This is a genomic window from Bradyrhizobium sp. SZCCHNR1093 (assembly GCF_032381175.1).
Classification (GTDB): Bacteria; Pseudomonadota; Alphaproteobacteria; order Rhizobiales; family Xanthobacteraceae; genus Bradyrhizobium.
In genome coordinates, this window is the sequence record NZ_JAUHJJ010000008.1 from 212,310 (window position 1) to 227,934 (window position 15,625).

The following is a 15,625-nucleotide window of genomic DNA, read 5'->3' on the forward strand; positions in this document are numbered from 1 at the left end:
AGATGGCTGAATTCGACGTCGACCTGTTCGTGATCGGTGGCGGCTCGGGGGGCGTACGCGCCGCCCGTATCGCCGCCGGCTATGGCGCCCGCGTGATGGTCGCCGAAGAATACCGCATGGGCGGCACCTGCGTGATCCGCGGCTGCGTGCCCAAGAAGCTGTTCGTGATCGGCTCGCATGTCCGCCAGGAAATCGCCGATGCCGCCGGCTTCGGCTGGACGATCCCGACCGCGACCTTCGACTGGCCGACGCTGATCAGGAACAAGGACAAGGAGATCGTGCGGCTCGAGGCGGCCTACACCAGCAACGTCGAGAAGTCTGGCGCCAAGATCGTCAAGACCCGCGCCGTGCTCGAGGACGCCCACACCGTGCGGCTGACGACCGGCGAGACCGTCCGCGCCAAGTACATTCTCATCGCGACCGGCGGAGCGCCCAACCACGGCACGCCGATTCCCGGCATCGAGCACGTCATCTCCTCCAACGAGGCGTTTCATCTCGACGAGCTGCCGCGCCGGATCTTGATCCAGGGCGGCGGCTACATCGCGCTCGAATTCGCCTGCATCTTCGCCAATTTCGGCTCCGACGTGACCGTCGTCTATCGCGGCGACAACATCCTGCGCGGCTTCGACGAGGACGTCCGCAAGCATGTCCGCTCCGAGATGGAGAAGGAAGGCATCACCATCCTGACCGGCTGCACGGTGACGAGCGTCGACAAGCACGGCCAGGACTACACCACGCATCTGTCGAACGGCTCCAGCATCGCCTCCGACAAGGTGATGTTCGCGATCGGCCGCCATCCGGCCGTGGCCAATCTCGGCCTGGAGAAGGCCGGCGTCGCCATCAATCCGAGGAACGGCGGCATTGCGGTGGATGCGTTCTCGCAGAGCTCGGTGCCGAGCATCTACGCGATCGGCGACGTCACCCATCGCTTCAACCTGACGCCGGTCGCGATCCGCGAGGGCCACGCCTTCGCCGACACCGTGTTTGGCGGCAAGACCGTTCGCGTCGATCACGCGGACATTCCGACGGCCGTGTTCTGCCAGCCTGAAGTGGGCACCGTCGGTCTCACCGAGACGCAGGCGCGCGAGCTGTACGACCGCGTCGACATCTACAAGACGAACTTCCGCCCGATCAAGGCGACGATGTCCGGCCGCGACACCCGCGTGCTGATGAAGCTCGTCGTCGACGGCGCCAGCGATCGCGTGCTTGGCTGCCACATCGTCGGCGACATGGCCGCCGAGATCACGCAAGCGGTGGCCATCGCCATCAAGATGAAGGCGACCAAGGCCGATTTCGACGCCACTATCGCGTTGCATCCCTCCGCCGCCGAAGAGCTGGTGACGATGCGCACGGTGACCGAGCGCCACGTGCGGCAGGCGGCGGAGTAGGGCGCCAACTGCTTTTGGGGCTCGTGCGCGGCCGGCGTCCGTAGCGACTGCGGTGGGCCGGTGCTCACGGTCTGACGACGGTCCACACCGTGGCCGATCGGGCTTGCTGCCGTTGGAACCGTTCAGCGGTTGGAGAGCGACCAGCATGTCCCAAGATGATTGCCTTGCGACCTATCCGCCGCTGAACACCCTGAAGCCCGTTGCCGAGAACATCTGGATCGTCGACGGGCCCGTGATCCGCTTCGGCATTCCCGGGCTGAAATTTCCGTTTCCCACCCGCATGACCGTGGTGCGATGCGCCTCCGGAGATCTGTTCATCCACTCGCCCACGCCGTTGACGCCGGCACTGCGGGCCGAGATCGACCGGGAAGGCCGCGTGCGCGACATCATCGGTCCGAATCGCATCCACTATTGGTGGATCCCCGACTGGCAGGCGACCTTTCCCGACGCGGCGATCTATCTGGCGCCGGGCATTCGCGCGAAGGCGAAGGGCCGCATCGAATTCGAGGGCAGGCCGTTGGATCGCAGCGGTGGCTATCCCTGGGATGATGAGATCGCGACCTTGCCCGTCGTCGGCAGCTATATGACGGAGGTCGTGTTCTTCCATCGCCCTTCGCGCACGCTGATCCTGACCGATCTGATGGAGAATTTCGAGCCGGCCAAGATCGGCGCCGGCTTGGCGCGCTACCTGAGCTGGATCGGGGGCGTCGGTCCGCCGCATGGCGGCCTGCCGCGCGAACTCCGGCTGACATTTACCTGGCGGCACCGACCCGAGTTGCGGGCTGCGGTCGAGACCATGCTTGGGTGGCACCCCGAGCGGATCGTGATCGCCCATGGCGCCTGGCACCCGACTGACGGCACCGAGATCCTGCGCGAGGCATTCTGCTGGTTGCTGCGGCCTTGAACCGCCGGCTGGGCTTCATGAGACCGGCCTTCGTGATGCCGTGCTTTTCTCTTCCCGCGACGGACGTATAGGCTCGTGCGATTGAGGTTGGCGCCAGGCATCCCTCGGCCGCGGAGGAGCTGGTGACGATGCGCACGGTGACCGAGCGCCACGTGCGGCAGGCGGCGGAGTAGGTGGACGACCGCGACGCGCGGCCGGGTCAGGGGCCGGCTCGCCGGTAAAGCGCAAGGGCGCCGGCAAGGCTCAGCAGCGCGCCGCCGCAGATGCGATCGAGCCAGAGGGCACCGGAGCGCTTGAGGAAACGCATCGCTTGCGAGCCCGCGCTCGCGTAGGCGAGCATGATCAGGACATCGAGCATCGCGAAGGTGAGGGCCAGCGTGAGATATTGCGGCAGCTGCGGCGCGGACGGCACCACGAACTGCGGCAAGAATGCCGAGAAGAACAGATAGCCCTTTGGATTGGTGATCGCGACGAGGAAGCTTTTCAGAAACAGCGCGTGCGGCTGTCGTGACCCGTCCTTGCCGTCTGCGGACGCCGCAAGGTCGATCGACCCGCTGGACCGCAGCAGCATGAGCCCGAGATAGGCGAGGTAGGCCACGCCGATCCACTTCACGACCGAGAACCAGAATTCGGAAGCGGCCAGCAGCGCGCCCAGGCCGACCGCGACGGCGCCGATGAGGATGAAGTCCGAAGCCACCGCGCCGGCGATGCCGGCCCAGGCGCGGCGTACACCGACACGCGAGCCGTTGGTGAGGGCCAGCAGCACCGTCGGACCGGGGGTCGCGATCCCGATGAAGGCGACGATGGCGAAGCTGAAGAGCGTAAGAGCGTTCACGTCAGAATGGCCTCGTTGGCGGAAGACGCGCCAGTAGGGGGCGGTTCGGCCGCGAACGCAAGACGTTCCTTGGAGGCGGCCAGCGATCGTCTTCGCTGACGCACGCTCGACCTGCCGGATCGCCAAGAGGCTTGACTCCCTCCCGGAAAACGCCGCTGGGCGCGATTGCCCGTTCAGCGCTCCACCCGCGAGGCGGTCAACTTCGTCGCGACGTAGGGCAGCGCGAACAGATACAGCCCCGTGCCGAGCAGCACGATGAGCGGAATCAGCGCCAGCAGGCCGACCCACAGCGGGGCTTGCGTCTGCGTCATCGCGGCGATGTTGACGATGACGGCGACCGTGAAGGCGATCGATACCCAGCGATGGACCTGCCGGACGGTGTTGTTCCAGTTCAAGTGCTTCTCCCCTGATGACGTCGTGATGCGCACGCCTCAGCCGAGGCGCGCGACGCTCTGTTCGAGCGCATCGAAGAATTTCGGCCAGCCATAGCGTGCGCCCTGATAGGCGCGGGTCTGGTCGGCTGCGAAGCCGGTCTGCTCCATGCGCAGGTGCGTGCCCAAGGCGGTCGGCGTCAGCGTCCAGGTCACGATGCTGTCGAGGCCAGCCGCCGCCCAGGTGTAGGACAACGTCTTGTGCGGCTCGATGGTCACGACCTGGCAGTCGACGACGCCCCAGTCGGCCTTCAGCTTGAAGCGATGATCGACCGACGGCGCAAAGTCGTTGGTCATCAGCCACTCCGCGATCAGATGCGGCTGCGTCAGCGCGCGCCAGAGTTTTTCGGGCGGATGCGCGAATTCGCGCTCGACGACGACGGTGCGGGTTTCTGGCGCAGGTGAGCTCATTGATCCATCCTGTTGAGCAGAGTGTCGAGTTCGTCGAACCGGCTCTCCCAGAACGCAGCCATCCGGCTGGTCCAGTCGAGCAGCGGCGCCAGCGCCTTCGGTTGCGCACGGTAATGCGTCTGGCGGCCTTCGTGACGCTCCCGCACGAGGCCCGCCTGCTTGAGCAGGCCGAGATGCTTCGACACCGCCGGCTGCGATACGCCGGCCTTGGCCGTCAGCGCCCCGACGGTCTGCTCGCCATGCCGGCACAGGCCTTCGAAGATGGCCCGCCGCGTCGGATCGGCGAGGGACCGGAACAGGAGGTCGGGGGAGCGCGCCATTCAATCCATAACTCGTTGGTTATGGATATTCCCATAACCGTTCGGTTATGGATATGTCAAGCGCAGGCTTTGTCGGGGGAGATTGATGATGTGATCCGGACGGCGTGGCCGCCCGGATCACTGCTCCTGCTCGATGCGATCAGGGCGTCAGCGTCCACAGCTGCGATCCCACCGCCGTGGCGGCGGTGGTCAGCAGCTGGTTGCCGACCGAGGTGCCGTTCTGGCTGACGACCTCGATGGCATAGCTGCGCAGCGCGATCGTGCCGGTCGCAGCATCATAGCGGAAGCGCTGGTTGTTGTTGCCGGTGCAGGTCCAGATGATCAGTTGTGCACCATCGCCATAGGTGCCGTTGTTGTCCACGCAGTAGTGCGGATCCTGCATGCTGCGGATCATGCCGCTGGCGTCGTCGTAGCTCCAGGTCTGGTTGGCGGCGCCGGAACAGTACCACTGGATCACGGCCGTGCCGTCGGCCATCGCGCCGCCATTGACGTCCATGCACAGCGCGGACGTGCGGTTGACGATGCGGACCGGCTGGCGCGATGGTGGCGCGGCGCTGGAGACCGGCGCGTAGACGACGCCGAGCTTGTCGATCCCGTCACCGGACCGGCCATGGAAGCCGGTGATCTGCCAGCCGCTCGGCGCGGCGTAGCTGGTGCAGGTCGCGGTGGTCGCGCCGCCCGCCAGCGTGCGGCCCGTGCTGGTGGTGAACGCAATCCGGAAGATGCGCGTATGGCCCTGGTACTGATCGCTGCACAGACCGACCGAGGTGAGATATTCGCCGCTGCCGAGCGTCAGGCTCTGCGCCGTGCCGCCGGTGCCGCCATGGCTGTAGACATAGCCGTTGGAGAGCGTCAGTTCGACCTGGTCGACCCGGCTTCCGGTGCGGATGGTCAGCTTGCTGACCGCGGGATCGGCGGGCAGCGCCGATGAATCATTGTAGCTCGTGCCATGCGGGCCGCCGAACTGATCGCTCAGCCTGCGGTTCGCGGCCGTCGAGAAGCTCCACTTCACCTCGATCGGGTGATGGTCGGAGAGCTGCGCGCCGCTCGAATCGAGCGCGTCCTGCCGGTCGACATAGGACGTGGCCTGCAGGTTGAGGACGCCGTTGTTGCGCCACAGCACCTTGTCGACGATCTCGCAATCCGGCCGTGCCGTCTGGGGATCGCCGCAGACCAATGCAGCGCCGATCGGAGGCACGCTGCCGCCGCGCATCGTCTCGATCCAGGCATCGCTGAAGCCGTGATGCAGGAATTCCCACATGTTCTGGCCGGCCCGCGTGTAGCGCGTGTTGGTGTCGCCCATCACCATGACGGCATTGCCGGCGGAATTCGCCTCGATGTAGCTCAGGATCTGCACCACGTCGGACTCGCTATAGGCGAGATCGGTGGAGGACGTGCCGGACTGGGCGTGCAGGTTGTAGAAGTCGAGATAGACGCCCTCGGCGAGGCGAGTGCGGACCAGGGAGAATCCCTTCGGCGTCAGCGCGTCGGAATCGGCCCGCTTGGTCCAGGTGACGCGATCGAGATCGTCGAACGCGTAGGTGCTGAGTGTGTTCATGCCGTCGCCGATGCCGGCCGTGCCCGAGGTCGGCGTGCGATACGGATGGTTGTCGCAGGTGTCATAGAGCGCGGCGTGCCAGAGAAAATCCTCCTGCACGTTGACGATGCCGAACTGGCGCAGGTAGCAGCTGATCACGCGCGAATGTGCGTCGCTGCCGCCGTTATAGGCGGTCGGCGTTTCCGCCACGTTGTAGGTCAGCGTGCTGAACGTTCCGTCGGCTGCGTGTAGCGCGCTGCCGAGCAGACTGGCGCATCCAAGCGCGATTGCGCCCGCCCATAGGCGAAGTGTCATTGGTCGAATCCCCTCGATGATGCCGGATAACGGGGCGCGCGATATCATCTGTCGCGTGTCGGCCTGATGACGGATCGATGCATGTTCTCTGCGCGGCGTGTCGGAACAGCGGGTGCAAGCTGGAGTTGCTGCGCTTCCGCACGGCCCTTTCGCCTGCGCTCTCCGATCGTCGGCGGCCATAGTGGCGGTTCGGGATGACGAGCGGAGAAAGGCCGACCAACCCCGCTTCTTCCGGCTCGCTGGGCGTCCTTGTCTTCCGTGAGATCAACGACGCGCTGTTCAGGAAGATCATCCTGAGCATTCTGCTGGCGTCAGGGCTGCTGCTGGCCGTCTGACGGGAGGGACGTCGTTGCTTGCTGAGCATTGCGGGTGATGGCCGATCACTCCACCCATCCCGTCGCGATGGCGTTGGCCCAGTCCGGCCGGCCGCCGCGTCGGGCAAGGGCGGCCATCGCTGTGCCGTCATAAGGCACGTAGCGAAACGTCAATGACCAGCATCCATCTCGGCGCTCTGCGATCGCATAGCAGGCGTCCGGCGTGCCAGTCTGCACGTGATAGCGCTTGGGCGTGGAGATCCGATAGCCCGGCAGCCCGACGCTGCCGGGATTGACGATCAGCCGGCCATCGCCGAGCCGGACGATGCGCGGAATGTGGCTGTGCCCGCACAAAATCAGCGAGGCATCGATGCCGGCGGCCCGCGCTTCGATGCTGGCAAGATTGCTTGGACGCGGTGTGTCGCCCTCCGTGATCCCTTCGAGCCAGAACGCCGCATCGTCGTCCGGGGCGGCGTGACACAGGAACACCTCATCGCGATACAGCAACGTCGCCGGCTGTGCCGCCAGCCACGCGACTTGCTCCTGCCGGAGCGCACGTACGTCCCCGCGGGACAAATCTCCGGCACGATGCCGATCGATCATATGCCGGTCCTGATCGCCCCTGACCGACGGGAAATCGCGTGCCATCAGCATCTCGGCCGTCTGTATCGGCGCGAGCGGGCCGCTGAGATGGTCGCCGAGATTGACGACGTCATCAATGCCAAGCGAAGCGATGTCGGCCAGCACGGCCGCCAGCGCGTCGCAATTTCCGTGGATGTCGGCGATGGCCGCAAACCGCATGAGAGCCTCCGTTCAGGGAACGGCGGGCAGGGCGTTGCCATGCAATGAACCGTTCGCTTTAGCTGCACTTTGAGACGCGCCCGCAAGCTGATGGTCAAATCGGCGCTTGGCACGATCAGTAGCACGCTGCGGATGAGGACGACAATCAGTGGGCCGAGGCCGGATGTCGCTACGCTCGCGGTTCTGTCGACGGCAAAAGCGGTCGTTCCGACGAAGATTCTTCTTTACGAATATCAGAAATCATGCTCTATTGCGCGCATCCCGCCTCACTCGGAGGGGCGTTGCGCGCGATCGTCACGACACGCGGGGCGGGGAGCGATGGCCGCGAGTAAGCCGCAGCGTGTCTTCGGACACGCGGACGAACGGCTTGGCGCGGACGTGAAGTCGCAGCGTGCTGACACCCCGATGCTGGTGTCCCACGCAAGGCGCGTAAGCGCGTTGCGTGCATGGTGGCCAACAAGCCCGGCGCACCAGGCAGACTGCGTATAAGCGTTAAGACTGTCGCGCAGGGAATGCCGGTTGAAACGGCTTTGCCTGTGGTACCTGCCGCCTGCATTTTTTCCGCAGGCGGGCCATGGGTGAGGCCTTCACCCGGCATTCCCTGCGCCCTCCGACTTGATGAGGGTGAACGACATCAGCACAGCTCGGGCAGCACCTGCCGCGGGAGCGCTCGCTCATGGGCCATGACGAACCAATCGCGTCAGCTTTCGAGCAGCCACTCCGTCGCGCTGCGCCACAGCGTGTCGCGATGCGCCGCGCGGAAGAAGCCCATATGGCCGATTGCGGACGCGCCGACGTCCTGCGGCGCGATGCTGAGCAGCTCCGGCGTCGTGCCCGTATAACCAGCGCACAGCAGCTCGACCGCCGGCCGCGTCGCCCAGGGATCGTCGGCGAGGCACAGCGCCCGGACGGGACTCTTGAAGTTGGCGTAGTTGGCAAGCGGCAGCGATGCGTCATCGAACAGATAGCGCGGGCTCATGATCCAGCGCACCCATTGCAGGAAGACACCCTTCGGCAGGTCCTCGCCGACGCCACTCCAGCCCGGCGTGTAACCCAGCGCATGAGTCAGCGGGACGCCAACGCCGTTGAGCATCGTCGCCACGCGCCAGCGTTCGCCCGGGGCCATGAGCTTCCAATAGCCGGCCTGCGAGGCGATGAAGAGGGCGCGCGACACCTCGGTGTTGTTGGCGAGCAGGCCGAGCGTCTGGCCGCCGAAGGAGTGGCCGACATAGCGCAGCGGCAGCGCACCGTAGCGCGCACGCATCCAACCGACCGCGCCGGTGATGTCGAGTGCGGCCCAGTCGGTCATCGAGGCCGCAAAGCCCTTCAGGGAGAGGGGACGGCTGCCGCCGATCCCGCGATAGTCGTAGGTCAGAACCGCGCAACCCTGCTGGGCAAGATGAGCAGCGAAGCCGCGATAGATCCGGCGCGGGATCGCCGCCCCGGAATTGATCAGCACGGCATGCGCGGGTGTACCGCGCGGCGCGAACAGGGTGCCCGCGAGTTCAAAGCCGTCGATGGCCGTAATGGTCAGATCCTCACTCGAAACGCCATTGGATCCCGTCTCGCCCACGCCTCGTCCTCCCATCACGCGCCGAGCCGCAGCAAAGTCAAATTCGGCTTGCGGTGCAAGCCCTTGTGTCTGCGCCCTAAATTCCAAGTGGCGGCGCGGAGGCAGGCTGTGTATAAGGCGCGCGCCGCAGTAGGGGATGAACGCGCGGTATTCGCAAGGGAGTTGAAGCCATGACCGAGCGCTGGAGCCCGGAGAGCTGGCGTTCCAAGCCGGTGCAGCAGGTGCCTGACTATCCCGACCAGAAGGCGCTGGCCGAGGTCGAGGCGCAGCTTGCGACCTTCCCGCCGCTGGTGTTCGCCGGCGAGGCGCGCAACCTGAAGAAAGCGCTGGCGCGGGTTTCGGCCGGCCAGGCCTTCCTGCTGCAGGGCGGCGACTGCGCCGAGAGCTTCGCCGAGCACGGCGCCAACAACATCCGCGACTTCTTCCGCGTGCTGCTGCAGATGGCCGTGGTCATGACCTATGCCGGCGCGGTGCCGGTGGTGAAGGTCGGCCGCATCGCCGGCCAGTTCGCCAAGCCGCGCTCGTCGCCGACCGAGAAGATCAATGGCGTCGAGCTGCCGAGCTATCGCGGCGACATCGTCAACGACACCGCCTTCACGCCCGAGGCGCGCATTCCCGATCCGCGCCGCCAGCTCGACGCCTACCGGCAGTCGGCGGCGACCTTGAACCTGCTTCGCGCGTTCGCCACCGGCGGCTTCGCCAATCTCGGCAGCGTGCATCAATGGATGCTCGGCTTCGTCAAGGATAGCCCGCAGTCGCGGCGCTACAAGGAGCTCGCCGACCGCATCTCCGAGGCGCTCAACTTCATGCGCGCCTGCGGCCTCGACCTCGAGAGCCATCCGGAGCTGCGTGCCACCGACTTCTACACCAGCCACGAGGCGTTGCTGCTCGGCTATGAGCAGGCCTTCACCCGCGTCGATTCCACCACTGGCGACTGGTACGCGACCTCGGGCCATTTCATCTGGATCGGCGACCGCACCCGGCAGCTCGATCACGGCCATGTCGAATATTTCCGCGGCATCAAGAACCCGATCGGCCTGAAATGCGGCCCCTCGCTGAAGCCCGACGAGCTGCTGAAGCTGATCGACATCCTCAATCCCGACAACGAGCCGGGCCGGCTGACCCTGATCAACCGCTTCGGCGCCGACAAGGTCGGCGATCATCTGCCGGGACTGATCCGCGCGGTGCAGCGGGAAGGGCGCAAGGTGGTGTGGTCGTGCGATCCGATGCACGGCAACACCATCACCTCGACCTCGGGCTACAAGACGCGGCCGTTCGACCGCATCGTTGCCGAGGTGCGTGCGTTCTTCGCGGTGCATGCCGCGGAAGGCACCCATGCCGGCGGCATCCATCTGGAGATGACCGGCAAGGACGTCACCGAGTGCATCGGCGGCGCGCGGGCGATCACCGACGAGGATCTCAACGACCGCTATCACACGGTGTGCGATCCCAGGCTCAACGCCGAGCAGTCGATCGACATGGCGTTCCTGATCGCCGAGCTGCTGAAGCAGCAGCGCGGCGGCAAGTCCGCACCGATGCCGGCCGTCGCGGGCTTCTGATGCTGCGCATCTGGCGCGCGACGCTCAACTCGCGCAACGGCCTGGCCTTCGCGCTCCGCTCCGAGCAGGCGGTGCGCGAGGAGGTGGTTGCGTTCCTGCTGGCGCTGCCGCTGGCCTATGTCGTCGGCGCGACGCCGATGCGCAGCGTCGAGCTGGTCTGCGCGGTGGTGCTGGTGCTGGTGGTCGAGCTGCTCAACACCGCGATCGAGAAGCTCGCGGACCGGCTCACCACGGAGCATGATCTGCAGATCGGCCGGGTCAAGGACCTCGGATCGGCCGCGGTCGGCGTCGCGCTGCTGATGTCCGGCAGCTTCTGGCTGTTCGCGATCGCCGAGCGGCTTGGGCTGCTTTGAATGAGTTGAGCGATGGCCGCTGACATCTTCAGGATCACGCTGGCCCAGCTCAACCCGACGGTCGGCGACATCGCCGGTAACGTCGCCAAGGCGCGCGAGGCGCGCGCGAAGGCTTCGGCCGACGGCGCCGATCTCGTGGTGCTGCCGGAGCTGTTCATTGCGGGCGATCCGCCGCAGGACCTCGTCCTGCAGCCGGCATTTCAGGCCGCGTGCCAGGCCGCGATCGAGGCTCTCGCGCGCGAGACCGCCGATGGCGGGCCGGCGGTGCTGATCGGTACGCCCTGGATCGAGGACGGCAAGCTCTACAACGCCTGCGCGCTGCTCGACGCCGGCCGTATCGCCGCGACGCGCTTCAAGGCCAACCTGCCCGATGGTGATCAGAAGCGCCTGTTCACGCGCGGCCCGGCTGCCGGCCCGCTCAGCGTGCGGGGCGTTCGCATCGGCGTCGCGATCGGCGACGACATCTCGCTCGAAGAATCCTCGAACTACGAAAACGTCATCGAGACGCTGGCAGAAACCGGGGCCGAGCTCATCGTCGTGCCGAGCCGCTCATGCTACCTGCGCGGCGGCGGCGACCGGCGCCTGTCGGCCGCCGTGGCCCGCGTCACCGAAAGCGATCTGCCGCTCGTCTGGCTCAATCAGGCCGGCGGACAGGATGGCGAGGTGTGCGACGGAGCGTCCTTCGCGCTGAACGCCGATCTCTCGGTGGCGGCACAGCTCCCCGGTTTCGTCGCTGAAATCACGACCTTGGCATGGAGCAGGGGCGACGATGGCTGGCAGTGCCGGGGACCGGTCACCACGCTGATCGAGGGCGACGAGGCGGACTACGCGGCCCGCGTGCTCGGCCTGGGCGACCATGTCGAGAAGCACGGCTTCACCGGCATCGTGCTCGGCCTGACCGGAGGCATCGAATCCGCGCTGTCATTGGCGATGGCCGTCGATGCGCTGGGAGCTGCGAGGGTTCGCGGCGTGGTGCTGTCCGGGCCCGACATGCCGCAGGAGGCGCGGGCTATTGCAATCGCGGCGCGGCTCGGCGTCACCGCCGAGGTGTTGCCGATCACGGCGGCAGTGGCCGGCTTCGAAACGGTTCTGCCCGGTCCGCTGGCGGGCGGGGCCCGTCACGATCTCCTGGCGCGCGTGCGCGGCACGCTGCTGCTGGCGTTGGCGAGTCTTTCTGGTGCGCTTGCCGTCGCTACAGGCGAGGAGTCGGATCGGAATAGCTGTGAGATCGGTGACGCGATCGGCGGTGTCGCTCCATTCGACGACATGTCCCAGGCCGAGATCGTTCGTCTCGCAGCGCTGCGCAATCGTTGGAAGCCTGCGAACGCGCTGGGACCGTCGGGCGAAGTCATCTCGCCCGATCTCGCTGGCCGCGCGTTCTCAGATGCGTTCGAAGGATGACCCGATGACCCGGCGATCTCGCTCAGCGCGCCGGGATGAAGGTCGGTCCGACCGTGCGGATCTGCTTGTCGCCACCGGCGCCCGTGGTGTCCGCGGTCGCGGGCGCTGCGGCCTCGGCCGGCGCGGCACCCTTCCGGGCGGCGTTCGCAGGCGGCTTACCGGTCTGGCGCTGCTGCATCCGCTTGGCGCTCTCCTCGGTGACGATGATGTCGCCCTGCTGCTCGGCCGCGGCCTTGTCATCGATCGATTTCAGCGCGTCGGCCCAGGTCTGTCCCGCGGCCTTGCAGGAACAGCTCGGATTGAACTCGGTGCGATACTTGAAGGCGTTCGGCAGCGCGGTGTAGGGCTGGCCGTTGACCGAGACCGCCTGGTTCATGTCCTCGCCGGGATTGCGATAGGTGAACAGCGTCGCATCGGCGGCGGGGCATTGCGCCTTGCAGGCGCGCTCGTCGTCGGCGAAGCGGCCGGGAACGGTGGCGAACGAGATCGGGAAATAGGCGCCGTCGCAGCTACGTACGCACACGGTCCGGTAGGTGCCCTGCGGCGCCGCGAGATCGGCGCTCGGCGGGGGCAGCGATGCGGCCGGATTGCTGTCGGCGCCGCCGCCGAACAGGCTGGTCAGGAAGTTGCCGCCGCCGCCGCGATTGGCGTTGGCATATTGCTGGTACTGCGGGCCGCAATTGTTCTGGCCGAGCGCTGCCAGCACCGAGCGGCGCTGATTGTCGCGCTCACCACCAAACCCGCCGCCGCGCAGCCGCTCCAGGCTGTTGGTGATCTGGTCGAGATTGGTTCGCATCTGCTGGATCTGGTTGTTGACCGGAGCGCATTCCGCGGAACGGCCATTGAACAGCGAGAAGAAGCCGGTGCTGTCGCAGCCCATGCGCTTGGCCTGCATGCTGACGCGGTCGAGCTCGCCTTGCTGCTTGGCGGCCGCGTCCTGATAACGCCGGATCTGGTCCTCACGCGCGGGATCGCCGCCACCGCCGCGATCGATCGAGGCGAGCTGCGCTTCCAGACGCGGGCAGATCGGATTGACGCCGGCCTGCGGCCCGGGCTGGCCCGGCGGCATCTGCGCATAGGACTCGGAGCTGGATTGCGCCAGGGCGTGCGAGCCGGTCAGGGTCAATCCGAGCAGCGCAGAGACGGCCAACAGGCGCGGAGACAAGGATGCGATCAAGATGCGGTATTCCGGTCCATGGGTGCAGCCGCGGGACTAGCACAGAATTCGGAAAAATCGCGGCAGCGGCGGGCTTCCCATAGCCGCTTTGTCGGGCATCGTCACGTCGTTTCCGGGGCGCCGGGGTGGCGGGAACAGCCGTTCCCTGCCGTCTCAGCGCTGGCAGGTGATCGCGACGAAGTCGCTGCAGCCGCCGTGGGCACAGTTTGCGCCAGCTTTCGGCACCGATCCGGTGATTTCATCGGGGTCGACGCGGCGATAGGAGGAGGCCTGTGCAAAATCCCGTGATTGGCAGTACGACCGCGCGGCCGAGGCGCCGCATCGGTCGCCCTTGGCGAGGCACTGGTCGACGCCGTAGCCGTCGGCTTCGTTGGCGATGATGAAGATGCGGCTCTCCGCCGTGGCGGTGGTCGCGGCGGCGAGGAGAACACAGCAGGCGAGCAGCGCCGAGGAGATTCGCATGGTGCACCGGTGGGTGTAGGAGACAACTCATGGTTAGGCCCAAAAGGTTAAAAATGATTAACCATGAGGCGGGGCGCGAGCATTTGGGCAGTGAAAACGGCCGTTTTGCGGCTCTTGACGGAGACAGCCTGCTGCAGCATGGTGAGTTTCATGAACGGTTTCCTCGCCATCTGCTGCATTTGCCGCGAGATTACGCGCTAGCGATTCGCTGGCTGAGGCCGTCTTTTCTCAACAGAGATGATCAGGACGCCCGGCCGGCAGGTCGGGAGCGTGATTCGTGCCGTGGCGGCCCGCTCGCGGGCGGTCGTTCGGCGTAGGACACCCGTTGCGCCTCGTCATGGACTGTCGGTCCGGCGGGGCGGTGAGCACAGGGCATTCGGGGACGGACCATGGACTTGCGTTTGTACGACACCGCGTCGCGGGAGAAGCGCTCCTTCGTGCCGCTCGATCCCAACAATGTCCGCATGTATGTCTGCGGACCGACGGTCTACGACTTCGCCCATATCGGCAATGCGCGCCCGGTCATCGTCTTCGACGTGCTGTTCCGGCTGCTGCGGCATCTCTATGGCAAGGATCACGTCACCTACGTCCGCAACATCACGGACGTCGATGACAAGATCAACGCCCGCGCCGCGCGCGACTTTCCCGGACTGCCGCTGAACGAGGCGATCCGGAAGGTCACGGAGGTGACGGCCAATCAGTTCCACAGCGACGCGGCTGCGCTCGGCAGCCTGCCGCCGACCTTCGAGCCGCGCGCCACCGATTTCGTGCTGCCGCGCCCTGATGGCAAGGCGGATATGGTGACGCTAATCCAGCAGCTGATTGCGCGCCGCCATGCCTACGAGGCGGGCGGAGAGGTGCTGTTCGATACCCGGTCGATGCCGGATTATGGCGCGCTGTCGGGCCGCAAGCTCGACGAGCAACTCGCCGGCGCGCGCGTCGCGGTCGATGCGCACAAGAAGAGCCCGGCGGACTTCGTGCTGTGGAAGCAGTCCTCGGAGGACGAGCCGGGCTGGGACAGCCCGTGGGGCCGCGGACGGCCGGGCTGGCACATCGAGTGCTCGGCGATGAGCGCAGCCTATCTCGGCGAGGTCTTCGACATCCATGGCGGCGGGCTCGACCTGATCTTCCCGCATCATGAGAACGAGATCGCGCAGTCGCGTTGCGCGCATGGCACGTCCGTGATGGCGAACTACTGGCTGCACAATGAGTTCGTCCAGGTCGAGGGCGCGAAGATGTCGAAGAGCCTCGGCAACTTCGTCACCATCCGAGACCTGCTGGCGGACTGGCCCGGAGAGGTGTTGCGCCTCAACATGCTCAAGATGCATTATCGCTCGCCGGCGGATTGGACGGTCAAGGGCCTGGAGGAGAGTGCCAAGACGCTCGACGACTGGTATCGCGTCGCGGCCGATGCGCCGGGCGAGCAGCCGGAGCCTCAGATCATCGCCGCCCTCGTCGACGACCTCAACACGCCGCTGATGATCGCAGAGCTGCACGCGTTGCGGAGCCGTGCGGCGTCCGGCGGCGAGATGGATCGCGCTGCCTTTGCAGGCTCGCTTCGTTTTGCGGGCTTCCTGTCAGAAACCGTCGCGCAATGGGAGGCGCGAAAGCAGCAGGCCAAAGGCGTCGACGCCGCCAAGGTCGAAAGCCTGATCGCCGAGCGCACCGCGGCTCGCGCGCGCAAGGACTTCAAGGAGTCCGATCGCCTCCGCGACGAGCTCGCCGCGATCGGCGTGGTGGTGAAGGATGGCAAGGGTGCCGACGGCAAGCCGGTCACGACCTGGGAGATCGCGCGATGAGCAAGCCCGACACGCCGTTTCCGCGGCACTGGCTGTACTACATCC

General features: G+C 66.4%; 17 protein-coding genes. 8 read left to right on the plus strand and 9 right to left on the minus strand.

What is annotated here, in order from left to right:
* The first annotated feature begins 2 nt into the window (after positions 1-2).
* Together gor and QX070_RS24090 are read left to right on the plus strand one after the other, a co-directional pair.
* Positions 3-1,388, plus strand: coding sequence for a glutathione-disulfide reductase (gene gor, locus QX070_RS24085; protein WP_315739636.1), 1,386 nt, complete (start codon positions 3-5; stop codon positions 1,386-1,388).
* A gap of 145 nt (positions 1,389-1,533) precedes the next feature.
* A complete protein-coding gene (locus QX070_RS24090) occupies positions 1,534-2,292 on the plus strand; it encodes a DUF4336 domain-containing protein (RefSeq protein ID WP_315739637.1) in 759 nt (252 codons plus the stop codon).
* Between the two features lie 199 nt (positions 2,293-2,491).
* Here QX070_RS24090 and QX070_RS24095 read toward each other — a convergent pair whose 3' ends face one another.
* From QX070_RS24095 to QX070_RS24115, 5 genes are all read right to left on the minus strand, one after another.
* Entirely contained in the window at positions 2,492-3,127 is a 636-nt protein-coding gene (locus tag QX070_RS24095; RefSeq protein ID WP_315739638.1) for a LysE family translocator, read from the minus strand.
* 173 nt (positions 3,128-3,300) lie between these two features.
* A complete protein-coding gene (locus QX070_RS24100) occupies positions 3,301-3,522 on the minus strand; it encodes a hypothetical protein (RefSeq protein WP_315739639.1) in 222 nt (73 codons plus the stop codon).
* A 36-nt stretch (positions 3,523-3,558) separates the two neighbouring features.
* On the minus strand, positions 3,559-3,969 hold the full coding sequence (locus tag QX070_RS24105) for an SRPBCC domain-containing protein (protein WP_315739641.1): 411 nt from the start codon (positions 3,967-3,969) through the stop codon (positions 3,559-3,561).
* Positions 3,966-4,289, minus strand: coding sequence for a metalloregulator ArsR/SmtB family transcription factor (locus QX070_RS24110; RefSeq protein WP_315739643.1), 324 nt, complete (start codon positions 4,287-4,289; stop codon positions 3,966-3,968). The genes QX070_RS24105 and QX070_RS24110 overlap by 4 nt, the downstream gene beginning before the upstream one ends.
* 139 nt (positions 4,290-4,428) lie before the next feature.
* Positions 4,429-6,141, minus strand: a complete 1,713-nt coding sequence (locus QX070_RS24115; RefSeq protein ID WP_315739644.1) for a jacalin-like lectin — start codon at positions 6,139-6,141, stop codon at positions 4,429-4,431.
* Positions 6,142-6,335: 194 nt separating this feature from the next.
* Here QX070_RS24115 and QX070_RS24120 point away from each other — a divergent pair, with 194 nt between their 5' ends.
* Positions 6,336-6,476: a hypothetical protein gene (locus tag QX070_RS24120; protein ID WP_315739645.1), complete on the plus strand. Its 141-nt coding sequence runs from the start codon at positions 6,336-6,338 to the stop codon at positions 6,474-6,476.
* Positions 6,477-6,521: 45 nt separating this feature from the next.
* Here the strand turns inward: QX070_RS24120 and QX070_RS24125 are convergent, their stop codons facing one another.
* Entirely contained in the window at positions 6,522-7,256 is a 735-nt protein-coding gene (locus QX070_RS24125; protein ID WP_315739646.1) for a metallophosphoesterase family protein, read from the minus strand.
* Positions 7,257-7,956: 700 nt separating this feature from the next.
* Positions 7,957-8,829, minus strand: a complete 873-nt coding sequence (locus QX070_RS24130) for an alpha/beta fold hydrolase (RefSeq protein ID WP_315739647.1) — start codon at positions 8,827-8,829, stop codon at positions 7,957-7,959.
* A gap of 170 nt (positions 8,830-8,999) precedes the next feature.
* Here QX070_RS24130 and QX070_RS24135 point away from each other — a divergent pair, with 170 nt between their 5' ends.
* From QX070_RS24135 to QX070_RS24145, 3 genes are read left to right on the plus strand one after another with little or no spacing between them, the layout of a single operon-like run.
* Positions 9,000-10,388: a class II 3-deoxy-7-phosphoheptulonate synthase gene (locus tag QX070_RS24135; RefSeq protein ID WP_315739648.1), complete on the plus strand. Its 1,389-nt coding sequence runs from the start codon at positions 9,000-9,002 to the stop codon at positions 10,386-10,388.
* Positions 10,388-10,741, plus strand: a complete 354-nt coding sequence (locus tag QX070_RS24140; RefSeq protein WP_315739649.1) for a diacylglycerol kinase — start codon at positions 10,388-10,390, stop codon at positions 10,739-10,741. The genes QX070_RS24135 and QX070_RS24140 overlap by 1 nt, the downstream gene beginning before the upstream one ends.
* Positions 10,742-10,753: 12 nt before the next feature.
* A complete protein-coding gene (locus QX070_RS24145) occupies positions 10,754-12,142 on the plus strand; it encodes a nitrilase-related carbon-nitrogen hydrolase (protein WP_315739650.1) in 1,389 nt (462 codons plus the stop codon).
* Between the two features lie 22 nt (positions 12,143-12,164).
* Here the strand turns inward: QX070_RS24145 and QX070_RS24150 are convergent, their stop codons facing one another.
* Both QX070_RS24150 and QX070_RS24155 read right to left on the minus strand, forming a co-directional pair.
* Entirely contained in the window at positions 12,165-13,319 is a 1,155-nt protein-coding gene (locus QX070_RS24150; protein WP_315739651.1) for a DUF2865 domain-containing protein, read from the minus strand.
* Between the two features lie 153 nt (positions 13,320-13,472).
* Positions 13,473-13,781: a hypothetical protein gene (locus QX070_RS24155; RefSeq protein WP_315739652.1), complete on the minus strand. Its 309-nt coding sequence runs from the start codon at positions 13,779-13,781 to the stop codon at positions 13,473-13,475.
* Positions 13,782-13,810: 29 nt separating this feature from the next.
* Here QX070_RS24155 and QX070_RS24160 point away from each other — a divergent pair, with 29 nt between their 5' ends.
* Both QX070_RS24160 and cysS read left to right on the plus strand, forming a co-directional pair.
* The gene (locus QX070_RS24160) at positions 13,811-14,098 is read left to right on the plus strand and encodes a hypothetical protein (protein ID WP_315739653.1); all 288 of its coding nucleotides are present in this window, start codon (positions 13,811-13,813) and stop codon (positions 14,096-14,098) included.
* 72 nt (positions 14,099-14,170) lie between these two features.
* Positions 14,171-15,580 carry a cysteine--tRNA ligase gene (gene cysS / locus QX070_RS24165; RefSeq protein ID WP_315739654.1) on the plus strand — a complete coding sequence of 470 codons (1,410 nt, stop codon included), beginning with the start codon at positions 14,171-14,173 and terminating at the stop codon, positions 15,578-15,580.
* Positions 15,581-15,625: the final 45 nt, after the last annotated feature.